Below are 19,044 nucleotides of genomic sequence, written 5' to 3' on the forward strand. Positions count from 1 at the left end.
TTTTGTCTTACCAGAAGTTATTCGATTTCAATGTCAATTCTTGCTTTTTTATGTCCTTTATATAAGCACATTAGTAGTGTTAAATATGAATGAAAACGAGATTTACAGACGCATAAAGCTTGCTTTTGACAAAGCGCCAAGAAACCAGTTTACGGTTGAGTTACATTTGCAAATGCTCAAGCATGCCGACGAATTAAAACACATTACAGCGAGGGAGCTTTGTGAAGGTGTAAGTCTTCACCCAAGCTTCGGCGCGGAGTTTAGTAAAATGCGTAATTTGACCCCTCATCTTAAAGCTGCTGGTCTTGACACGAATCTTCTTTAACAAAATATTTTTGGAAGGGGGTATTAATGGGTGACGATACTTTTGAATATGGCAGCCGGTGGCTCAAGACGGATTTTCACCTCCATACCTGTGCGGATAAAGAGTTCAAATACACGGGTGCAGATAACGACTACGTAAATCAATACGTACATTCGCTAAAAGATGCCGGTATTGGCCTTGGTGTGATTACCAACCATAACAAATTCGATATGCCTGAATTTAAGAGTCTGCGCAAAAAGGCCCAAAAATCCGGCATTGGTTTACTGCCCGGTATTGAACTCTCGGTAAAAGATGGGAAAGCGGGTGTACATACCCTAGTGGTGTTTTCCGATGAGTGGATAAGTAACAAGGAGCAAAAAAATTATATCCAGGACTTTCTCAATGTGACCTTTGCCAAGCAAGCTAATTTTAAGCAGGAAAATGAGTGTTCGAATCACGATATTCTCGAAACCATTAAAACTTTGGATGGTTATCACAAAGACTACTTTTTAGTTTTTGCTCATGTGGAAGCACCCAACGGTTTATGGGGTAGTTTAACGCCAGGCCGGATAAAAGAACTTTTCGACAATGCTTCTGTTCGATGCAGAGCTTTGGCATTCCAAAAGGTTCGCACCCGAGATGAGCGCTCTAAGATCCAGCAAGCACTGGGTGACTTATATCCTGCCGAAGTGGAAGGTTGCGACGCCAAGAACCTTGCCGATATGTCGGCCAGAAAGGAAAGCAGTTATCTCAAACTCGGCGCGTTCAGCTTTGAGGCTGTAAAATTTGCCTTGCGGGATAAGAGATCCCGTGTACAAGCTGAGCCACCTATCTATCGCCATTCGTTTATTCGTAAAATCAGTTTTGAAGGTGTGGGCACCTTGGGTGGCACTGAAATCTGTCTATCACCGGAACTGAATACTCTGATTGGTATTCGTGGCAGTGGCAAATCTTCCGTATTGGAAGGCATTCGCTATGCCCTGAATATCCCGTTTGGCGATAAGTCCTCTGATGTTGAATACAAAGAAGGTTTAGTAAAGCATCTGCTATGCAGTGGCGGAAAGATCACTATCGACGCGATTGACCGGCGAGGCCAGCTTTACCAAATACGTCGTATATTAGGTGAACGTCCTGATGTATATGTTAACGGGCAATTACAGCCGGGTGTGTCGATTCGAGAAACCGTCCTACATCAACCCATTTACTTTGGTCAAAAAGACCTGTCGAGCACTGGCGCTGGGTTTGAAAAAGACCTCATTGAAAAGCTGGTTGGGGAAGCTTTAATTCCTGTTCGCCAAAAGATAGAGCAAGGCCGTCAGCGCGTAGTGGATGCTATTGATCAAATTAAACGTTTAACCCGTGATGCCTTGCAGAAACAAGAGTGGCTGCAAAAAAAGCAGGATGTCGAATTTAAGTTAAGGTTTTACCAACAACACGGCGTAGAAGCCAAACTGCAAAAGCAGATTGATTTTGATCGGGATGAGCGCAAAGCGCAGAAGGTGATCCAAGGGGCACAGCATTATCTGACTGAGCTAAACAGCTTTATTGCCAGTTTTGAAGATGAACTGAAAAACCAAATTCTGTATAAGTCAGCACAGAATCAGCCTTTTTTTGATGACTTTTTTGCGGTCTATCAACAGTTGTTCACTGGCTTTGATGGAATTAAGCAAGTGGTTGGAAGTGACCAAGCGACAGTTCAGCAATTGCAGCAAAAGTTGGCGAGCTTTCAACAACAAAAACAAGCGCTGAAAGAAGAATTTGCAGAAATCGAGCGCAAGTTAGCCAGTAAATTTCAACAAGCGGGTGCACAAGCAATCAGTCCGCAAGAGTTTAAGCAGCTTAAAAGTCTGCTCGATCAGGCTGAGCAAATGCTGGCTGTATTGGCCAAGAGTGAGCAGCAATATGCGGAATTGAATCAAGGAGTTGAACGGGAATTGGTTCAACTGAATAGCCTTTGGTTTGAAGAATACTGCGCTATTGAGCAAGTGCTGAATAAAATCAATCGAGTGGATTCGCCGTTAAAAATTGTGCCGAAATTTAAAGATAACAAAGCGGCCATGCTCAAGCATATTCAAGATTTGTACCGCGGTAGCCGTATTCGAGAAGCTACATTGCAAACAGTGGTGGACGAGTTCAGCGATTTTGGTGCGGCATGGAGAAAAAAGGATAAGTTGAAATTGCTGGTTGGTGGTTCATTCGATACCTTCTGGCAGTATTTTGAAGATAATCTAGACGCTTTGCTGACTTGGCAGGTGCCAAATATTTTCACCATTGAATACCATGGTAAGGCTCTGGCTCATCATTCATTAGGGCAGCGCGCATCTGCATTAATACTGTTTGTTCTAAGCCAACAAGAAAATGATGTTGTGATCATCGATCAGCCAGAAGACGACTTGGATAACCAGACTATCTATGACGATGTTATCAAGCTCATTCGTGAGTTAAAGCCAAAAACGCAGTTCGTCTTTGCCACTCATAACGCCAACATTCCAGTGTTAGGCGATGCTGAGCAGGTCATCGCCTGTGAATATCAGGATGATCATATTGATATTGTCAGTGGCAGCATTGACTGCGCGGATGTTCAGCAGCGTATAGTCGGTATTATGGAAGGCGGTGCAGAAGCCTTCGAGAAACGTAAACAGGTATATGAAGCATGGAAACCCAAGAGCTCTTAGCAATAATTGCACGTGATGAAGATAGCCGTCATCAATTTAAAGCAGACGTCAACAATGCATCTTCGTTGGGTGCCGAAATGGTAGCGTTTTCCAATGGTACTGGAGGCTTAATTCTCATTGGTGTTAACAATGGCGATGGGTCTCGATCTGGATTGACGAGAGAAGATATCGGTCGAATTAATCAAGTCATAGCGAATGCTGCTACAAATAATGTTCGCCCCCCAATAAATCCTGTTACGGAAAACATTCAACTCCCCGATGGCTTGGTCATTGCAGTACATATAGAGCAAGGCATCAGTAAACCTTATATGGATACTCAGGGCTATGTTTGGGTGAAAAATGGTTCTGATAAGCGAAGGGTGACCGCTCGCGAAGAGTTGCAGCGAATGTTTCAAGAGGCGGCACTGATTCATGCAGATGAGACACCGGTAAGTGGTACGTCAGTAGCCGACATCGATCAGGAGTTCTTTGATTCTTTTTTTGAGGGGGAATACGGCGAGAGGGTTGAGGAACAAGGTGTATCTCGCTCTCAGCTTTTAGAGAATATGAATTTGGCTAAAAATGGTCAGTTGAATATTTGTGGTACTTTGTTGTTTGCATCGCGGCCTCAGATTCGCCTTCCTGTTTTTATCGTAAAGGCTGTTGCCTTCCCCGGCGTGGATATTGAAGATGAGCACTATATTGATAGTCAAGATATCAATGGCAAGCTGTCGGATGTGTTCCAAAAGGTGCTGGGGTTTGTATTGGCAAATATCCGACATATTCAAAATAAGCAAAGCTTTAACTCACTTGGCGAGCCTGAAATCCCGAGGATTGTTTTAGAAGAACTGATTTCCAATGCGCTTATTCATCGCGATTACTTTGTGTCAGCCCCCGTTAAAGTGCTGGTTTTTGCAGATCGAATTGAAATTATTAGCCTCGGCCATTTATCCAATAATTTAACCATTGAGAACATCAAGATGGGGAACTCAAATATTCGCAACCCAATCTTGGCTTCATTTGCTTCTAAGGTATTGCCATACAGAGGCTTGGGAAGTGGTATTAAACGTGCAATCAAAGCATACCCAGATATTGAATTGATTGATAATAGGGAGGGGAATACATTCCAAGCTATCATTAGCCGAATGTTACCTAATGAGTAACTCCAAATCACTTCACTGAATATTTTCCGCCTGTATTTTGTGACGAAAACTGGCAAAAGCAGAAAATTGGCACCTGAGCAATCAGACTGTCGCCCACTAAGGGGAATCCCCCCCTCCCGAGTCACGAAGTGCGAAGTGCGAAGTGCGAAGGTGGAGGAGATACCCTCTCAGATGTCAAAGTATTACTTCTGGTTTAACAAGAAGTTAACAACGTCTGAATAGGATTTCGCATAGTTATCAGCAGAAGTGGCATCAATGCCGTCATTTTTCACCATATACTTGCCGTTAACAAACATTGCCGGTACACCTCGCAGTTGCAAATCTTGAGCGGCTTTTTGCTGCTTAACAACTAAGGATTTCACCACAAAACTACTCATGGCAGCATCATAATCCTCAGCCGTCACCCCGGCTTTGATAAAAGCATTGCGAATATCATTCGGAGTCTTAATAGCCAGTGTTTTCTGAATACCCTCAAACAGTACCGGGGTCACTTTGTCTTCAACACCCATTGCCATTGCCGCAGCCCAAGCAGTAGTCAATTCTTTACCCAGTGGCCCTAAAAAATCCACATGATAACGAACAAGTTTTGTCCCTTCCGGTAAATGCTGCTTCACCGTCTGAGGAACTTTAAAAATCTCTTCAAACTGATAACAATGGGGGCAATAGAAAGAGAAGAATTCTAGCACCGGTGGTTGATCCGCCACCGGAGATTTCAATTCAACATACTGTTTTCCTTCGGTAAAATTGGCGGCAGATGCGCTAAATGCCATCACCATTCCGACTAAAGCTAACCACAACTTCTTCATAACTATCTCCATGATAAACATTAATACATCGGGTTAAGCTGCAAAGGTGAGCCCTGTAGCAACTTAATCTGCTCAGAAAAAAGTGACGTCTGTTTTAACCAAAAATCGGTATCTGTCATCCAAGGAAATGCTTTGGGGAAAGCAGGATCCTGCCAACGTCGGGTAACCCATGCCAAATAATAGATCATCCGCATAGCACGCAATGGTTCTATCAATGGCAATTCCTTCGGATCAAAATCTGCAAATTCACTATAGGCTTCCAACAGTGTATCTAACTGCAATAGCTGTTCCTGACGAGAGCCATGAAGCAACATCCATAAATCCTGAATTGCTGGGCCGTTACGCGCATCATCAAGGTCAACAAACCAAGCTTCGTCACGCCACAAGATATTACCCGGATGGCAGTCACCATGAAGCCTCAATATTTGCCAATCATCGCGCCAATTTGATACTACGACATTTATCAAATCATCCAATACCGCCAAAAATTGCCTTCTCTGCCCCGCAGGAACCAATTCACATGCAGCCAAATCCTGTCGTGGTTGATGCAGATACTCATTTAACCCGATAGTTGGGCGAGAAGTGAATTTCTGCCGGCGGCCAATCTGATGAATTCTCCCTAGCAAACGCCCTACATCTTCTAATTGAAAGAGATTATCGGATTCATACTGACGCCCTCCAATGCTTGGAAAAACAGCAAAAAAGAAATCTTTAAAAGTCAGTAAAGTTTGCTTATTAAATACCAAAGGTGCCGCAACAGGTAAATCAGCTTGTTGTATCGCCAAAGCAAAATCATGCTCTTCCTGAATCTGCTGCTGATCCCAACGTAGTGGCCGGTAAAACTTCACAACATAACGTTTACGATCTTCATCTATAAACTGATAAACACGGTTCTCATAACTGTTTAACTCTGTCAGCCCGGAATCGACATACAGCCCGGTCTGCACCAATGCATCCATAATCAAATCCGGTGTTAATTCCCGGAAATTAAAAGCAGACTGGTTTGTTAGCACATTCTATTCTCTTGATTAATCTGTAATAACGGCTATACCCGTCATCTTTCAAGTTGCCTCTTTGTTGGCTGCACTCACTCACCCCGGTCACATAGTTACCTATGCTCCCGGGGATTCGCTCCTTTGCCGTCGCGATGCATCTTGAAATCCATAGGGTTATATACAAATTAACAGGGATGACCACATAGAGAAAGGATTGCTCTGTCAATAAGCGTAAAGATGACCCTTTTATCAGCACGTTATCTGGTGAGCTTATTTTAAAAATGCTCAGTTAAACCCAAATAATCAAGCTGAAAAGCAGTTATTATTAGTGGTAATAACTACCTCAGTTGATAACTTGAACATTATGCAACCAAAAATAAGCGGCGCAATCCTTGCTGGAGGTCGCGCCACCCGTATGGGCGGCAATGATAAAGGGTTAATTTTTTTAAATAAAAAACCACTGTACCAACATATTGCGGATAAGCTATTTCCACAAGTAGATGAATTAATTATCAACGCGAACCGCAATCTGGATATTTACCGACAAAGTGGTTATCAAATTGTTCCAGATTTAACACCAGACTTCTCTGGCCCCCTTTCAGGCATACTGACAGCCCTAAAATCAGCTAGTTACGATTGGGTTATATTTGTTCCTTGTGATGTACCAAATCTCCCTACTGATTTAGTCATTCGCTTATGGCAGGGAAAACAGCAAGCATTGGCAGCCTATGTAAATGATGGCAACCGGGCTCACCCTACCATCGCTTTACTACACCGCAGTCTGACTTCTCAATTAGAAAATTATTTGGCTAACGGTGATCGCAAATTAATACTGTTTATGCATAAGATCAGAGCGATCGCCGTTCAATTTGATGATAATCCCATCGTCTTTACTAATCTGAATACACCGGAAGATTGCCAACATTGGGAGCATATACAGGAGATCAAAAAATGAGTACCAAACCGCTTCCGCTACTAGGTATTACAGCCTATAGCGGAACAGGAAAAACCACACTTCTCAAACAAGTGATTCCACTATTACGTCAACGGCAAATCCGGGTTGGTCTGATAAAACACACTCATCACGATATGGATGTGGATAAACCGGGCAAAGACAGTTATGAACTGCGCAAAGCCGGTGCAGAACAAACTCTGGTTGCCAACCAACAACGCTGGGCGTTAATGACAGAAACGCCAGATTTGATGAAAGTAGATTTGAACTATCTTGCCAGCCGTTTTGATCTAAATTTACTGGATTTGATTCTAGTGGAAGGTTTTAAAGATGAGCCAATCAACAAGATCGTTCTATACCGCAACACTCTTAACCACCGATTAAGCGATCTTCTTGATCAACATGTGATTGCTGTTGCCAGTGATGAAAAATTGGAGACTATTTTGCCACAATTGAATATCAATCAACCTGAACAGGTAGCTGATTTTATTGTCGAATGGCTGAATATGGAACGTTAAGTCACTTCCGCCTGCGCCCAGTCATGTGAAAACTCCCGAAACACAGGCAGAAGACCAAAAACAACTATTGATAAGGGAATAATTAACCGATTGTACTTCTTTTGGATCAAGACCTGATTACAACACCAGCCACCAAACGCCCCTGATGGAACGTCGCCTGACGGGCAGGCAAACGTGCCACGGCCTCAGCAGAACAACTCGCTGCCACCAAGACAAATTCCGCCTTATCACCTACCCGCGGCCAAATACGCTGCCCCTGGTCATTAAGCGGTAACACACCGCCAGTAGCAATAGCCATAGCGCGGGAAAGATGAAATTCATCTGAGCCACGGTACAACTGCGCGTACAAATTCGCCTTTTCCAACATATCACCCGTGCCAAACGGCGACCAGTGATCAATCACACTATCAGTACCCGTCATAATAAATACCCCTTTAGCCATGAGTTGCGGCAACGGCATCATCAAGCTACCAATAGGCACTGTGGAAGCTATCGTGATTTGCTGCTCCGCCAAACGGGAAGCGGTTTCTGCTAGTTTCCCCTCATCCAATGCGGTCAGGGCGAAGGCGTGGCTGATAGTGACCTTACCACGCAAAGCGGATATCTTCTCCACCGTATCAATCATATAGTTGATAGCAACAACACCCGCTGGGCTTATCTCATGCAGATGAATATCCACACCAGCGTTATTATCGAGTGCAATCTGGAACATAGTATCCAGTGATTTTTCCATCGCAGCGTCCACGCTAGTAGGGTCCAACCCACCAACATACTGTACCCCCATTTGCATCGCCTCACGCATCAGTCCCTCCACTTTGGAGTGCAGCAAACCGTGCTGAGGAAAAGCAACAATTTCACAACTGAAATCATCACGGTGATTATCTAACGCATACTGCAAATGCTCCAGGCTCTTCAAACCACTAACCGGATCAATATTACAATGGCTACGGGCTACCGTACTGCCCTTGGATTGCAACAGAGCGATCAAACCCTCCGCTCGTTGCTGTGAAGTAGGCAGTAGTTTGGGGATCAGAGTTTGTTCCTGAGCGATCATATCCATAATGGTTTTACCCTGGCGGGGTAACGGTGCCTGCCACGGACCACCGTAGAAAGTCTTATCTAGATGGATGTGCATATCACGGAAAGTAGGCAACAACAGCTGTCCCTGCGCTTGATAGCATGGCAAATGCGTATTTAGTAGCACACTCGCAGCATGGATTGCAGCGATCCGACCATCTTTGATTTCCAATGTATATAATGCGGTACGTGTGCCAATCACAATATCGCCATTATATTCAAACCCATCCTCCAATAGCACATCTCTCAGATAGTAATGGCTATCAATAAGGGTAGTCTGCATCAATGATGTATTAGCGGCAGTGGTTGATGGTATAGCCTGCACTATCCCCCCGGTCAAGGAAATCGCCGCACAAGCGGTAGTGAATTTACCCGTTTGGCTGAGAAAAGCTCTTCGGCTTTGCTGCTGAGTTTTTTCCACATTTAAGTCCTTATTTGAATCCTCAAAAAAGCTCACTGAATGTGACTGATTCCCACCCTATCAAGGGGTTACGACAGTTTTTGCTAAAGAATTAGACATTGAATGACAAGATGATTGTAGCATTTAGCCAACCACGTCAATCATCCTGTAATGAACAGGTATAATGTTAAATCCACACAAACAATATACGCTTCCGTGTGTTTCATTCGTTTGTGCACAAATCCTTACACCTACCTCTGATAAGAGAGATTAATAAGAGAAAGGCCGAATGAAATCGGCCTTTAGAAAAATGTTATCGATAGGACTCAACAATATCACCGCATCGTTACAAACTCTTCCGCCGCAGTGGGATGGATTGCAACCGTGTTATCAAAGTCTTTCTTCGTTGCCCCCATCTTCAATGCAACAGCGAAACCTTGCAGCATTTCATCCATTCCGAAACCGATACCATGAATGCCAACAATCTTCTCTTCCGGCCCGACACATACCAATTTCATCCGGCACGGCTGGCGATGTTGCGTGACAGCGGTATACATTGCAGTAAAAGAAGATTGATAAGTTTTCACCTGCTCTTCACCAAATTGCGCTTTCGCCTGAGGTTCAGTCAGCCCCACAGTACCAATAGGCGGATGGCTGAATACGACAGTTGGAATATTGGTGTAATCCAGATGTTCTTCTGGTTTATTGTTAAACAAGCGCTCAGACAAACGACGACCTGCTGCAACCGCTACAGGGGTTAATTCCACAGCACCGGTGTTATCACCTACTGCATAAATACCTTTCACATTCGTGTTCTGGTATTCATCAACTTTGATGTAGCCTTTTTCATTCAACTCAACACCAGCTACAGACAAATTCAGATTATCCGTTGCGGGCTCACGGCCAATAGCCCAGATTAGGGTATCAACGGTTTGTTCTTTGCCATTTTGCAGTTGCAAGGTCAAGCTACCATCCGTATTTTTACTTACTGATTTTGGCACCGATTCTGTATGCAAAGTAGGTCCTTCGGTATTGATAACTTCCAAGAGTGTTTCAACAATCATCGGATCAAAAGAACGCAACGGTGCATGTTGACGCACAAATAGATGAGTTTCACTACCAAGAGCATGCAATACACCAGCAATTTCTACGGCGATATAGCCTGCGCCAACAACCGCAACCCGCTTTGGCATCTCTTCCAATGCAAAAAAACCATCAGAATCAATACCATATTCTGACCCTGGTATATCAGGCCGCACAGGGCGACCACCTGTCGCAATCAGAATATGATCTGCGGTGATTTTTTCACCATTCACTTCAACCGTATGTGCATCAACAAAATGGGCAAACCCTTGGATCACATCAACTTTATTGTTGCCCAAGCCACGTCCATAAGACTGGTGGATACGATCGATATAAGCAGTGCGACTGGCAATGAGTGTCTTCCAGTTAAAGCTGTTGATTGTCGTATCAAAGCCATAATCTGGCCCATATTGGTGGATAGATTCAGCAACTTGCGCTGCATGCCACATCACTTTCTTCGGAACACAGCCCACATTGACACACGTTCCACCCAATGCCTTAGCTTCAATTAGGGCACATTTCTGCCCGTACATAGCCGCACGGTTAATTGACGCTATGCCACCACTGCCACCACCAATCGCTATATAGTCGTAATGTTTGCTCATCCGGATTGTTTCCATCTAATCAATTCAAGGGAGTTAATACCCAAAGCCTATTATGGCAAAAAATATCAAGCAGTCGTGATGGTTTTAGCTCTCGCTGCCATTGTTAAAAGCTATTCTGGCACCACCCATTTAACCAAGGTGTGACCCATTCCTTCCGGCACCAGAACCTGATGTAACCACGGCAACACCGATTTCATCTGCTGTTCCAGTTTCCAAGGTGGGTTAATCACTATCATGCCAGAGGCGGTCATACCTCGCTGATCGCTATCAGGCCGGACAGCCAACTCAATTTGTAGAATACGGCGAATGCCAGTTGCTTCCAGCTCTTTAACCAGTCGTTTGATTTGCTGGCGTAACACCACTGGATACCACAATGCATAAACACCGGTTGCAAAACGTTTATAGCCTTCCTGAATAGCCTGTACGACCGCTTGGTAATCCGATTTCAGTTCATAAGGTGGATCAATAAGAATGAATCCGCGGCGACTCAGTGGTGGCAATTGTGATTTTAATTGCTGATAACCATCTTCACGCACAACCCTGGCGCGGTTATCACGGGAGAATTCATTACGTATTAGAGGAAAGTCACTCGGATGCAGTTCTGTCAGATTGAACTTATCATTCTGTCGTAACAAATGGCGGGCGATTAAAGGCGATCCTGGGTAGTAACGTAAGTTGCCACTCTGATTCAGTGCAGCTACTGCACTCATATAAGCGTTCAACTCCTGCGGTAAATCTTCACGCTGCCAGACGCGGGCAATCCCTTCCAGATATTCACTGGTACGTTCAGCATGTTCACTACTGAGTTGATAGCGGCCCGCACCGGCATGCGTATCCAGATAGAGAAAAGGTTTCTCTTTTTCTTTAAGAGATTCAATGATCAAGCTTTGTACAGTGTGTTTCAGTACATCAGCATGATTACCAGCATGAAAACTGTGACGATAACTTAGCATTAATTTCAGACCCCAGAGCAGAGAATAGGTTGATTGCCAGATAGAATACCTGACAACTAAAAACCCATCCCAGTAGATGGGACAGATGATAAGGCCCTATTATAGCCCTATTAGCGACAAAAATGTCAGACTCCTCACCTTTACTCCTATACCCGTTATCCTTCAAGTTGCCTCTTTGTTGGCTGCACTCGCTCACCCCGGTCACATAGTTACCTATGCTCCCGGGGATTCACTCCCTTGCCGTCGCGATGCACCTTGAAATCCATAGGGTATAGCGATCCCTTTAATCATATTAATTAAAATTTAGGATAAGTGAAAAATTCTGCCCGGACCTAATGTGATATTTAATGAGTAATGTTATCTGCATTTTCACTGAAAATCATAAGTAGTATTTACGTAATTACAAACAACAAGAATTGTGTAATTAAAAAAACAAGACATTAAACGAACAATTAAATATACAAGATCTTATGTTGATGTTCACGAAATCACCAATCAGGAACAGAGATTGAAAAATGTTAACACTCACTATATGGAAAAATAATCAAAAGAAAAGCCAGAAAAAATGACCAAATGTTATCGAGAGCATTAAGTAATATCGTTAAATAGTACGTGTAAAAAATGAAAGGGAGAGAAAGAAAAAAAATCAAAAAAGCTGAAAGAAGTTGAAGACAGTTATTAAAAATCTTCAACTTAAAATAAAGAAAAATTAAGCTTTTCAGCCAATGAAGAGATATTTCATTGGCTGAATGATTATATTACCTATCAGGCAACAATAGGTGCACGCCAATCATCTGCGCCGGAAGTACCTGCGGTTGTATGCTCCCAATTAATCTTACGATAAGACAGAGAAACACGAACCAGCTGAGTAAATTCAGATTTTGTTGGGTCCTGACAATGAGGCATTTGGCAATCAATGTCGATAATAGTGGCATCTTCCAACTGCGTCGTGAAGAAATGCTCTTGTTTCCCTTCAACAGAAGTGCGATACCATTTCAATACTACACTCGTCAGCATTTCACCCGAAGCCAACGCGTTATAAAGCAATGGAACAGATTTATTTAATGCAACTGTAAAACGGAATGGTTTATGAGCACGCTGACCTGAAGGCTGACCTGATTGAGGATCAGTGGGTACGGTGACGACATGATCAAATGCTTGAACCAGCATTTCATCTTCGTGGCCCTGAACGTAAATATTGCCTACTGATTCAGCAGTGAATGAACCCGCAGTAATATTGCCCTGTGTTTTTCCATTGATGGAAATATAACATGGAGTTGGCATAGAAATATCCTTTATAGAGATTGTGTCAACATTAAGGTAGCGATCATATTAATTTCAACAGTGATTATTTCATGTTGGGAAAAATCACTGGCGAATGTATTGAACGCTGTAACGGATAATAAATACCAACCCGCTCGTTTCAAAATAAAATATAAATTGCAAAATCATTGAACCATCACCAACAAATAAAAATATTATAATTAATGCCATTTTAAAGTAATGATTCTATTATTGTCTTTATTTTAAGTGTAATCAACTATAAATGCCAGTTTGATTGTTAGCTATAATTTCATATCTATATGAAATTAAAGTATTTTTATGATTTATGTCTAAATTATATTTTGTTCAATTAAAAATTGATAACTGGATCAAAAAATTAAACTTTTCCACTTGGTTAATAATGGGAATAATATTTCCATTATTAAATTAACTTACAAAATGTAAACAAAAATACACTTAGAAATACTTTGTTACATAATGAAACAAAAAATCACAAAATGTCATAAATATAAAAAACGCATGCTGTTCTATACCTATTATGGAGTACTTAAAACAAGGGCTTAGTTAAGAAAGAATCAGGATGTAACTTATTGCTAAATAAAATAAAATCATCAAAAGGCCAAATAGAGAGGTATATCTACATATATTTTAGCTTTACAATAAAAAAACAAAATGCGAAACTCTGCTTTGCAGAGCACATCTATATTGATGCTATTGCTCGATGAGTAAGAATATTCTGAATTCCGTATTTATCTATATGCTCATAAAAGTCAGCTTACTATCCAACTCAATGCAGTGAATCTCCCGTTTTTTAGTCAGGGGAAATTTTATGTTCTCCGTCACATATAGGTAGGTATCAAGGGCAATTCTCTCATCAATATTGTTATCAGATAATTCCTAATTGACTAATTGTATTACCCAAAGGATTTAAATATGAGTAAAAATAGTTCAGGTAGCGTAGCGCCGAAAGAAAGGATTAATATCAAATACGTTCCGAATACCGGTGATCAAGTCGCCGAAATTGAATTACCCCTTAACCTACTTATCGTTGGTGACCTCAAAGGAACAAAAGAAGATACGCCAATTGAAGAACGGCAAGCTGTTTCTGTGAACAAGAATAACTTTAATGCCGTGATGAATGAGGCCAACATCAATCTCACTTTTAGTGTCCCCAATCGTCTTAATGATAATAACGGAGATGACCTGCCAGTTAACCTGGAAATAAAATCACTCAATGATTTTTCACCCGATAACGTGGCGAAGAAAGTGCCTGAATTAAATAAACTTTTAGAACTGCGTGAGGCGCTCGTCGCACTAAAAGGGCCACTAGGAAATATTCCGGCATTTCGCACCCGCCTACAGGAATTATTGGGTGATGAAAAAGTCCGCGAACAACTTCTAAAAGAACTTGAAATCGTCAATCAAAAGTAATTGACTGAAAAGGAGTTTTTAACATGTCCTTGCATGAAGAGAGCAGTACAACATTAACCCCAGAGTCCACGACTTCTTTGCTTGACGAGATCATGTCTCAAGCAAGAATGACGCCGGAAAATGATGGCTACCATATCGCGAAACAGGGTGTTGCCGCTTTTATCAGCAGCATTTTGGATACCGGTGCTAACGAAGAACCTGTCAACAAACTTGTCGTTGATAGAATGATTGTTGAGCTTGATAAGACACTCAGCGCTCAAGTTGATGAAATTATGCATGCCAAAGAATTCCAAGAGCTGGAATCATCATGGCGTTCACTGAAATTGCTGGTTGATCGCACCGATTTCCGTGAAAACATCAAAATCAACATTATCCATGCGACCAAAGAAGAGTTACTGGAAGATTTCGAATTTTCACCAGAAATCATCCAATCAGGTTTATACAAACATGTTTACTCGACAGGTTATGGTCAGTTTGGTGGTGAACCGGTTGCGGCGGTCATCGGTAACTATGCGTTCAGCAATAGCTCACCCGATATCAAACTGATGCAATATGTCAGTGCGGTTGGCGCAATGGCTCACGCGCCATTCCTCTCTTCCGTTGCGCCTGATTTCTTTGGTATCAGTAGTTTTACCGAGTTGCCAGCGATTAAAGATCTGAAATCTGTCTTCGAAGGTCCTGCACACACCAAATGGCGTGCGCTGCGCGAATCGGAGGATTCACGTTATCTTGGTCTGACTACACCACGTTTCTTGTTGCGTTTACCTTATTCAACCGTCGAAAACCCAATTAAAAACTTTAACTATCAGGAAGATGTCAGCAAAGATCATGAGCATTTCCTGTGGGGTAATACCGCTTATCTTCTGGCAACCTGTTTGACTGACAGTTTCGCCAAATATCGCTGGTGCCCGAATATTATCGGCCCACAAAGCGGGGGTACTGTCAGCGATCTACCGGTTCACCTGTTCGAAGCAATGGGGCAGATTCAGGCCAAGATCCCGACAGAAGTTTTGGTTACTGATCGTCGTGAGTTTGAATTGGCGGAAGAGGGCTTTATCACCCTGACAATGCGTAAGGGTAGTGATAATGCGGCATTTTTCTCTGCCAACTCAGTCCAGAAGCCAAAAGTTTTCCCGAATACTCGCGAAGGGAAAATGGCTGAAACCAATTACAAACTGGGTACTCAACTGCCCTATATGTTCATCATCAACCGCCTTGCACACTACATCAAAGTGTTACAGCGCGAGCAGATTGGTTCCTGGAAAGAGCGTCAGGATTTGGAGCGTGAACTGAACACTTGGCTGAAACAGTACATTGCCGATCAGGAAAATCCACCAACGGATGTCCGTAGCCGTCGTCCTCTGCGTTCTGCCCAAATTCAGGTTTTGGATGTGGAAGGAGATCCAGGCTGGTATCAAGTGGCAATGCAGGTTCGCCCTCATTTTAAATATATGGGAGCCAGCTTTGAGTTGTCACTAGTAGGGCGTTTGGATAAGGAGTAATGAGTGATGGCCGCGCTGTACAGTTGGAATAGAGAAGGCTCTGCCAGCTTGTTCGAGCGTATTCAGGGGAAGAACTCCGGTTCTTCCCGCCAATCAAGAATGCGTGAACTGCTCAACTCTATAAAACGGCACCTGAATCATGTGCTCAATACCCATCCGGGTGCTTGTCAGAGTGCGACTGATCTTGGCGTCATTGATCTCAATGACGCCACAACCACGGCAACTGACTTTAAACAGAGTATTGAGCAGGCAATAGAGCACTGCATCAGAAATTATGAACCGAGAATATCGTCAGTCACTGTCAATGCAATCCACGATGATAGTGATCCGCTGTTGTTATGTTTTCACATCAGCGCCCAGGTATCCCTGGATGATATTCATGACGTTGTTGAATTTAACATTCAACTGGATAACAACCGGCGTTATTGCCTAGAGAGGACTCAATAAAATGTCACTTGAAAAATATTTTAGAGAGGAACTGGATTACCTCAGACAATTGGGGCGACAAGCTGCAATTGAACATCCTCACCTCGCCTCATTTTTGTCTGAACAAGGCTCTGACCCGGATGTTGAGCGTCTGCTAGAAGGATTTGCCTTTCTCGCGGGTAACTTACGGGCAAAAATTAATGATGAATTCCCTGAACTCACTCATGGATTGTTGCATATGCTATGGCCCAATTACCTGCGGCCAACGCCTAGCATGACCATTATCCAATATACACCTGATGATAATGCCATCAAACAAGCGACGCAGATCCCGCGTGGAACTCAAATCAAAAGCCGTCCGCTGGCGGATGATAGCGAAAATGATGAGGATGAAGATAATTACTTAAGCAATACCAAGACTCAAAAAACAGGCCAAGACAATCATCGCTGTACTTTCACTTTATGCCGTGATGTTTGGCTGCTTCCGATGTCTGTCCGGGGCATTTCAGTCAATAATAGTAATGAGCAGGGTGTCATCAGTCTAAATTTCACCTCAAAAACAGAGCTTACCTTACCAGAACTGCAACTTGATAAGCTGCGTTTTTATCTAAGCGGCGATGATTACAGCAGCACACAACTCTATTTCTGGCTCAGTTACTACCTTAAAGACGCAAAACTTGTCGTCGGCGATACCACCATTTCATTACCGAATTTCGACTTCGTTCCAGTGGGTTTTAATCGGGAAGACGCCCTATTGCCGTACCCGAAAAATGCTTACATGGGTTATCGCGTCTTACAAGAGTACTTCTGTTTTTCCGAAGGTTTTCTATTTTTCGATGTTACTGGCATCCCTAAATTACCGGCGGATCTTAAAGCCCAAGATTTCACGCTGGATCTCTATTTCTCAGAAGCACTGCCACCAGAAATCAAAATTCGCCAAGATACTTTTCGGTTGCATTGCGTTCCGGCAATCAATCTCTTTCCAATGGATAGTGAAGTTATTCAATTGGATGGTAGTCAGGACGAATATCCATTAAGAACCAGCTATAGCCATCCTAATCGCTATGATATTTTCTCCGTGGATAAAGTGGAAAGCTATCTGACCAATAATGACGGTACATTTGACCGCAGCCGAGGGGTGGAGCGGATCTATGTGCCATTTGAAAGCTTTCATCATCAGATCGAACATGAAAGCGAACTCAATACGCGCTATTTCCGTATTAAGGTTAAAGAATCGCCCTTTCGTAACGGGCTTGAACACTATATCTCTTTCGTACGTGGCGATGCGTCATTGCTGCTGGAATTGGAGCGTAGTGAAAGTATCTCTATCCGACTAACTTGTACTAACCGCGAATTACCCCTGCAACTCCGGGTAGGTGATATTAATTACACCTCAGCGGGAAGCCCTTCATTTGCGCCATTTCATAACATAACCCGCCCATCCGTTCCACTCTATCCACTGCTGAGCGGCAAGTATCACTGGGAGCTTATTTCCAATATGTCACTGAACTATATGACACTATTGAACAAAGATGCATTAAAGGAGGTACTGAGTACTTACGATCTCCCCAGCCGATATAACCGACAATCCTCACGATCATCACAAAAACGGCTAGATGCAATTGAACGGATCGAAACGAGGCAAATAGATCGACTATTTAAAGGTCTCCCGGTACGTGGTTCGGAATCAACATTGTATATCCGGCAACAGGCTTTCTGTTCTGAAGGAGAGCTCTATATGTTCGGCACCATACTGTCACGCTTCCTTGCGTTATATGCCAGCATTAACTCCTTCCACATGTTGAAGGTGATCAATCTAGATAATCAGGAATGCTATCAATGGCCGGTACAAATAGGTCAACATGCGTTGATGTAACAGATAACAACTCGTCAGCAAAACGCTCGTTGGATGTATCAAAATACGATTTTTATCAATTGGTCGAATTACTCAACCAATTGGCGGTAGCGTGGGAAAAAACTGGGCAAACTAATCGTCCTGACCGTGAAGCAATCTGTTTTACATCCAGTGCCAGCCTGGCTTTTCCAACTAGAGATATTGTTTCTGTAAAACGTACCAAACAAGGTCGTTTTCATGTAGAAGTCTCTTTCCTTGGGCTACATGGTAGCCAGTCTCCCATACCTGGTTACTACCTTGATTCGCTGGCATGGGAAGACGCCCAGGATGAAAACCGACTGACAGACTTTTTGAATGTTTTCAATCACCGTTCAATCGTTATGCTCCATCAGATCTGGCGGAAATATCGCTATTACATCTGTTTCGACAAGAATGGGCAGGATGATTTTTCTCAGCGTATGTTCTCTCTAGTAGGACTTGGCAGTCGTGTGAACCGTACTCATTTAAAAATCAACCATAGCAAAATGCTAGCCTATGCAGGTCTGTTAGCTAACCCGGGCCGATCACCAGAAGTGATATGCAGCCTGGTTTCACATTGCTTTGATTTGCCAGATGTTACTGTTCATGGCTGGCAATTACGGAAAGTCGCCATTCCCTCATCACAACAAAACCGTTTGGGTGAAACGCTGACAATAGATGGTGAGAAAAATACGGAAATGTCCGTATTAGGTGAAAACTTCACCATCGGATCATGGGTAAAAAACTACAATAGTAAGTTTATGTTATGCATCAACGATCTATCCCGTGAACATTTCCTGTCATTTCTTCCCGACGGCAAAAATTTCCTACCACTGGTGATGTTTATCTGTTTTGTCCTGCGTGATCAATTGGCTTGGGATCTGCGTCTTGGCTTGGCTGAAAACCAAGCAGGCGGCATGGTGCTTGGCACGAAATTAAACAATAACCTGGGGTGGACCAGCTTTCTCGGCGAGCCGGAAAAGAAACCTTTTATCACGATTTCAGTGAGTGGATAAAG

18 protein-coding genes are annotated in these 19,044 nt (G+C 43.0%); 10 read left to right on the top strand and 8 right to left on the bottom strand.

Annotated elements, in window-relative coordinates:
* The first annotated feature begins 85 nt into the window (after nt 1-85).
* Genes LGZ98_RS14505 through LGZ98_RS14515 form a run of 3 tightly spaced genes read left to right on the top strand, consistent with a single transcriptional unit; the run spans nt 86 to nt 4,121 of the window.
* A complete protein-coding gene (locus LGZ98_RS14505) occupies nt 86-325 on the top strand; it encodes an HTH-like domain-containing protein (RefSeq protein ID WP_113043117.1) in 240 nt (79 codons plus the stop codon).
* A 26-nt stretch (nt 326-351) separates the two neighbouring features.
* Complete coding sequence (locus LGZ98_RS14510) at nt 352-2,979, top strand: TrlF family AAA-like ATPase (RefSeq protein ID WP_262978218.1); 2,628 nt, start codon at nt 352-354, stop codon at nt 2,977-2,979.
* Nucleotides 2,958-4,121, top strand: a complete 1,164-nt coding sequence (locus tag LGZ98_RS14515) for an RNA/DNA-binding domain-containing protein (protein WP_262978219.1) — start codon at nt 2,958-2,960, stop codon at nt 4,119-4,121. Before LGZ98_RS14510 ends, LGZ98_RS14515 begins: the two co-directional genes overlap by 22 nt.
* Before the next feature lie 182 nt (nt 4,122-4,303).
* On the opposite strand, the gene dsbA is transcribed toward LGZ98_RS14515, so the two are convergent.
* Genes dsbA through LGZ98_RS14530 form a run of 3 tightly spaced genes read right to left on the bottom strand, consistent with a single transcriptional unit; the run spans nt 4,304 to nt 6,178 of the window.
* Nucleotides 4,304-4,927, bottom strand: a complete 624-nt coding sequence (gene dsbA / locus LGZ98_RS14520) for a thiol:disulfide interchange protein DsbA (protein WP_113043120.1) — start codon at nt 4,925-4,927, stop codon at nt 4,304-4,306.
* Nucleotides 4,928-4,947: 20 nt separating this feature from the next.
* On the bottom strand, nt 4,948-5,886 hold the full coding sequence (locus LGZ98_RS14525; RefSeq protein WP_223121452.1) for a serine/threonine protein kinase: 939 nt from the start codon (nt 5,884-5,886) through the stop codon (nt 4,948-4,950).
* Nucleotides 5,887-5,914: 28 nt separating this feature from the next.
* Nucleotides 5,915-6,178 (bottom strand): hypothetical protein, encoded by a 264-nt coding sequence (locus LGZ98_RS14530; RefSeq protein ID WP_228900378.1) that lies wholly within the window; start codon nt 6,176-6,178, stop codon nt 5,915-5,917.
* Between the two features lie 108 nt (nt 6,179-6,286).
* Here LGZ98_RS14530 and mobA point away from each other — a divergent pair, with 108 nt between their 5' ends.
* Nucleotides 6,287-6,877, top strand: coding sequence for a molybdenum cofactor guanylyltransferase MobA (gene mobA / locus LGZ98_RS14535; RefSeq protein WP_191214884.1), 591 nt, complete (start codon nt 6,287-6,289; stop codon nt 6,875-6,877).
* Nucleotides 6,874-7,392 (top strand): molybdopterin-guanine dinucleotide biosynthesis protein MobB, encoded by a 519-nt coding sequence (mobB, locus tag LGZ98_RS14540; RefSeq protein ID WP_113043122.1) that lies wholly within the window; start codon nt 6,874-6,876, stop codon nt 7,390-7,392. The genes mobA and mobB overlap by 4 nt, the downstream gene beginning before the upstream one ends.
* A gap of 106 nt (nt 7,393-7,498) precedes the next feature.
* Here mobB and LGZ98_RS14545 read toward each other — a convergent pair whose 3' ends face one another.
* The 5 genes from LGZ98_RS14545 to LGZ98_RS14565 all read right to left on the bottom strand — a co-directional run bounded on the left by LGZ98_RS14545 (nt 7,499) and on the right by LGZ98_RS14565 (nt 12,794).
* Complete coding sequence (locus LGZ98_RS14545) at nt 7,499-8,890, bottom strand: amidohydrolase family protein (RefSeq protein ID WP_113043123.1); 1,392 nt, start codon at nt 8,888-8,890, stop codon at nt 7,499-7,501.
* Between the two features lie 314 nt (nt 8,891-9,204).
* Complete coding sequence (gene gorA, locus LGZ98_RS14550; protein ID WP_113043124.1) at nt 9,205-10,557, bottom strand: glutathione-disulfide reductase; 1,353 nt, start codon at nt 10,555-10,557, stop codon at nt 9,205-9,207.
* A 110-nt stretch (nt 10,558-10,667) separates the two neighbouring features.
* Nucleotides 10,668-11,510, bottom strand: a complete 843-nt coding sequence (locus LGZ98_RS14555) for a 23S rRNA (adenine(2030)-N(6))-methyltransferase RlmJ (protein WP_113043125.1) — start codon at nt 11,508-11,510, stop codon at nt 10,668-10,670.
* Nucleotides 11,476-11,715: a hypothetical protein gene (locus LGZ98_RS14560; RefSeq protein WP_146748106.1), complete on the bottom strand. Its 240-nt coding sequence runs from the start codon at nt 11,713-11,715 to the stop codon at nt 11,476-11,478. The genes LGZ98_RS14555 and LGZ98_RS14560 overlap by 35 nt, the downstream gene beginning before the upstream one ends.
* Before the next feature lie 560 nt (nt 11,716-12,275).
* On the bottom strand, nt 12,276-12,794 hold the full coding sequence (locus LGZ98_RS14565) for an Hcp family type VI secretion system effector (protein ID WP_113043126.1): 519 nt from the start codon (nt 12,792-12,794) through the stop codon (nt 12,276-12,278).
* Between the two features lie 933 nt (nt 12,795-13,727).
* On the opposite strand from LGZ98_RS14565, the gene tssB reads away from it, so the two are divergent.
* Genes tssB through tssG form a run of 5 tightly spaced genes read left to right on the top strand, consistent with a single transcriptional unit; the run spans nt 13,728 to nt 19,042 of the window.
* Nucleotides 13,728-14,225, top strand: coding sequence for a type VI secretion system contractile sheath small subunit (gene tssB, locus LGZ98_RS14570; protein ID WP_113043127.1), 498 nt, complete (start codon nt 13,728-13,730; stop codon nt 14,223-14,225).
* A 23-nt stretch (nt 14,226-14,248) separates the two neighbouring features.
* Nucleotides 14,249-15,727, top strand: a complete 1,479-nt coding sequence (gene tssC, locus LGZ98_RS14575; RefSeq protein ID WP_113043128.1) for a type VI secretion system contractile sheath large subunit — start codon at nt 14,249-14,251, stop codon at nt 15,725-15,727.
* A 6-nt stretch (nt 15,728-15,733) separates the two neighbouring features.
* A complete protein-coding gene (gene tssE / locus LGZ98_RS14580; protein ID WP_113043129.1) occupies nt 15,734-16,174 on the top strand; it encodes a type VI secretion system baseplate subunit TssE in 441 nt (146 codons plus the stop codon).
* A 1-nt stretch (nt 16,175) separates the two neighbouring features.
* Complete coding sequence (gene tssF, locus LGZ98_RS14585) at nt 16,176-18,029, top strand: type VI secretion system baseplate subunit TssF (RefSeq protein ID WP_113043130.1); 1,854 nt, start codon at nt 16,176-16,178, stop codon at nt 18,027-18,029.
* Nucleotides 17,993-19,042 carry a type VI secretion system baseplate subunit TssG gene (gene tssG, locus LGZ98_RS14590; protein ID WP_113043131.1) on the top strand — a complete coding sequence of 350 codons (1,050 nt, stop codon included), beginning with the start codon at nt 17,993-17,995 and terminating at the stop codon, nt 19,040-19,042. The genes tssF and tssG overlap by 37 nt, the downstream gene beginning before the upstream one ends.
* Nucleotides 19,043-19,044 lie beyond the last annotated feature (2 nt).

It is taken from the genome of Photorhabdus kayaii (genome assembly GCF_025384895.1).
Classification (GTDB): domain Bacteria; phylum Pseudomonadota; class Gammaproteobacteria; order Enterobacterales; family Enterobacteriaceae; genus Photorhabdus; species Photorhabdus kayaii.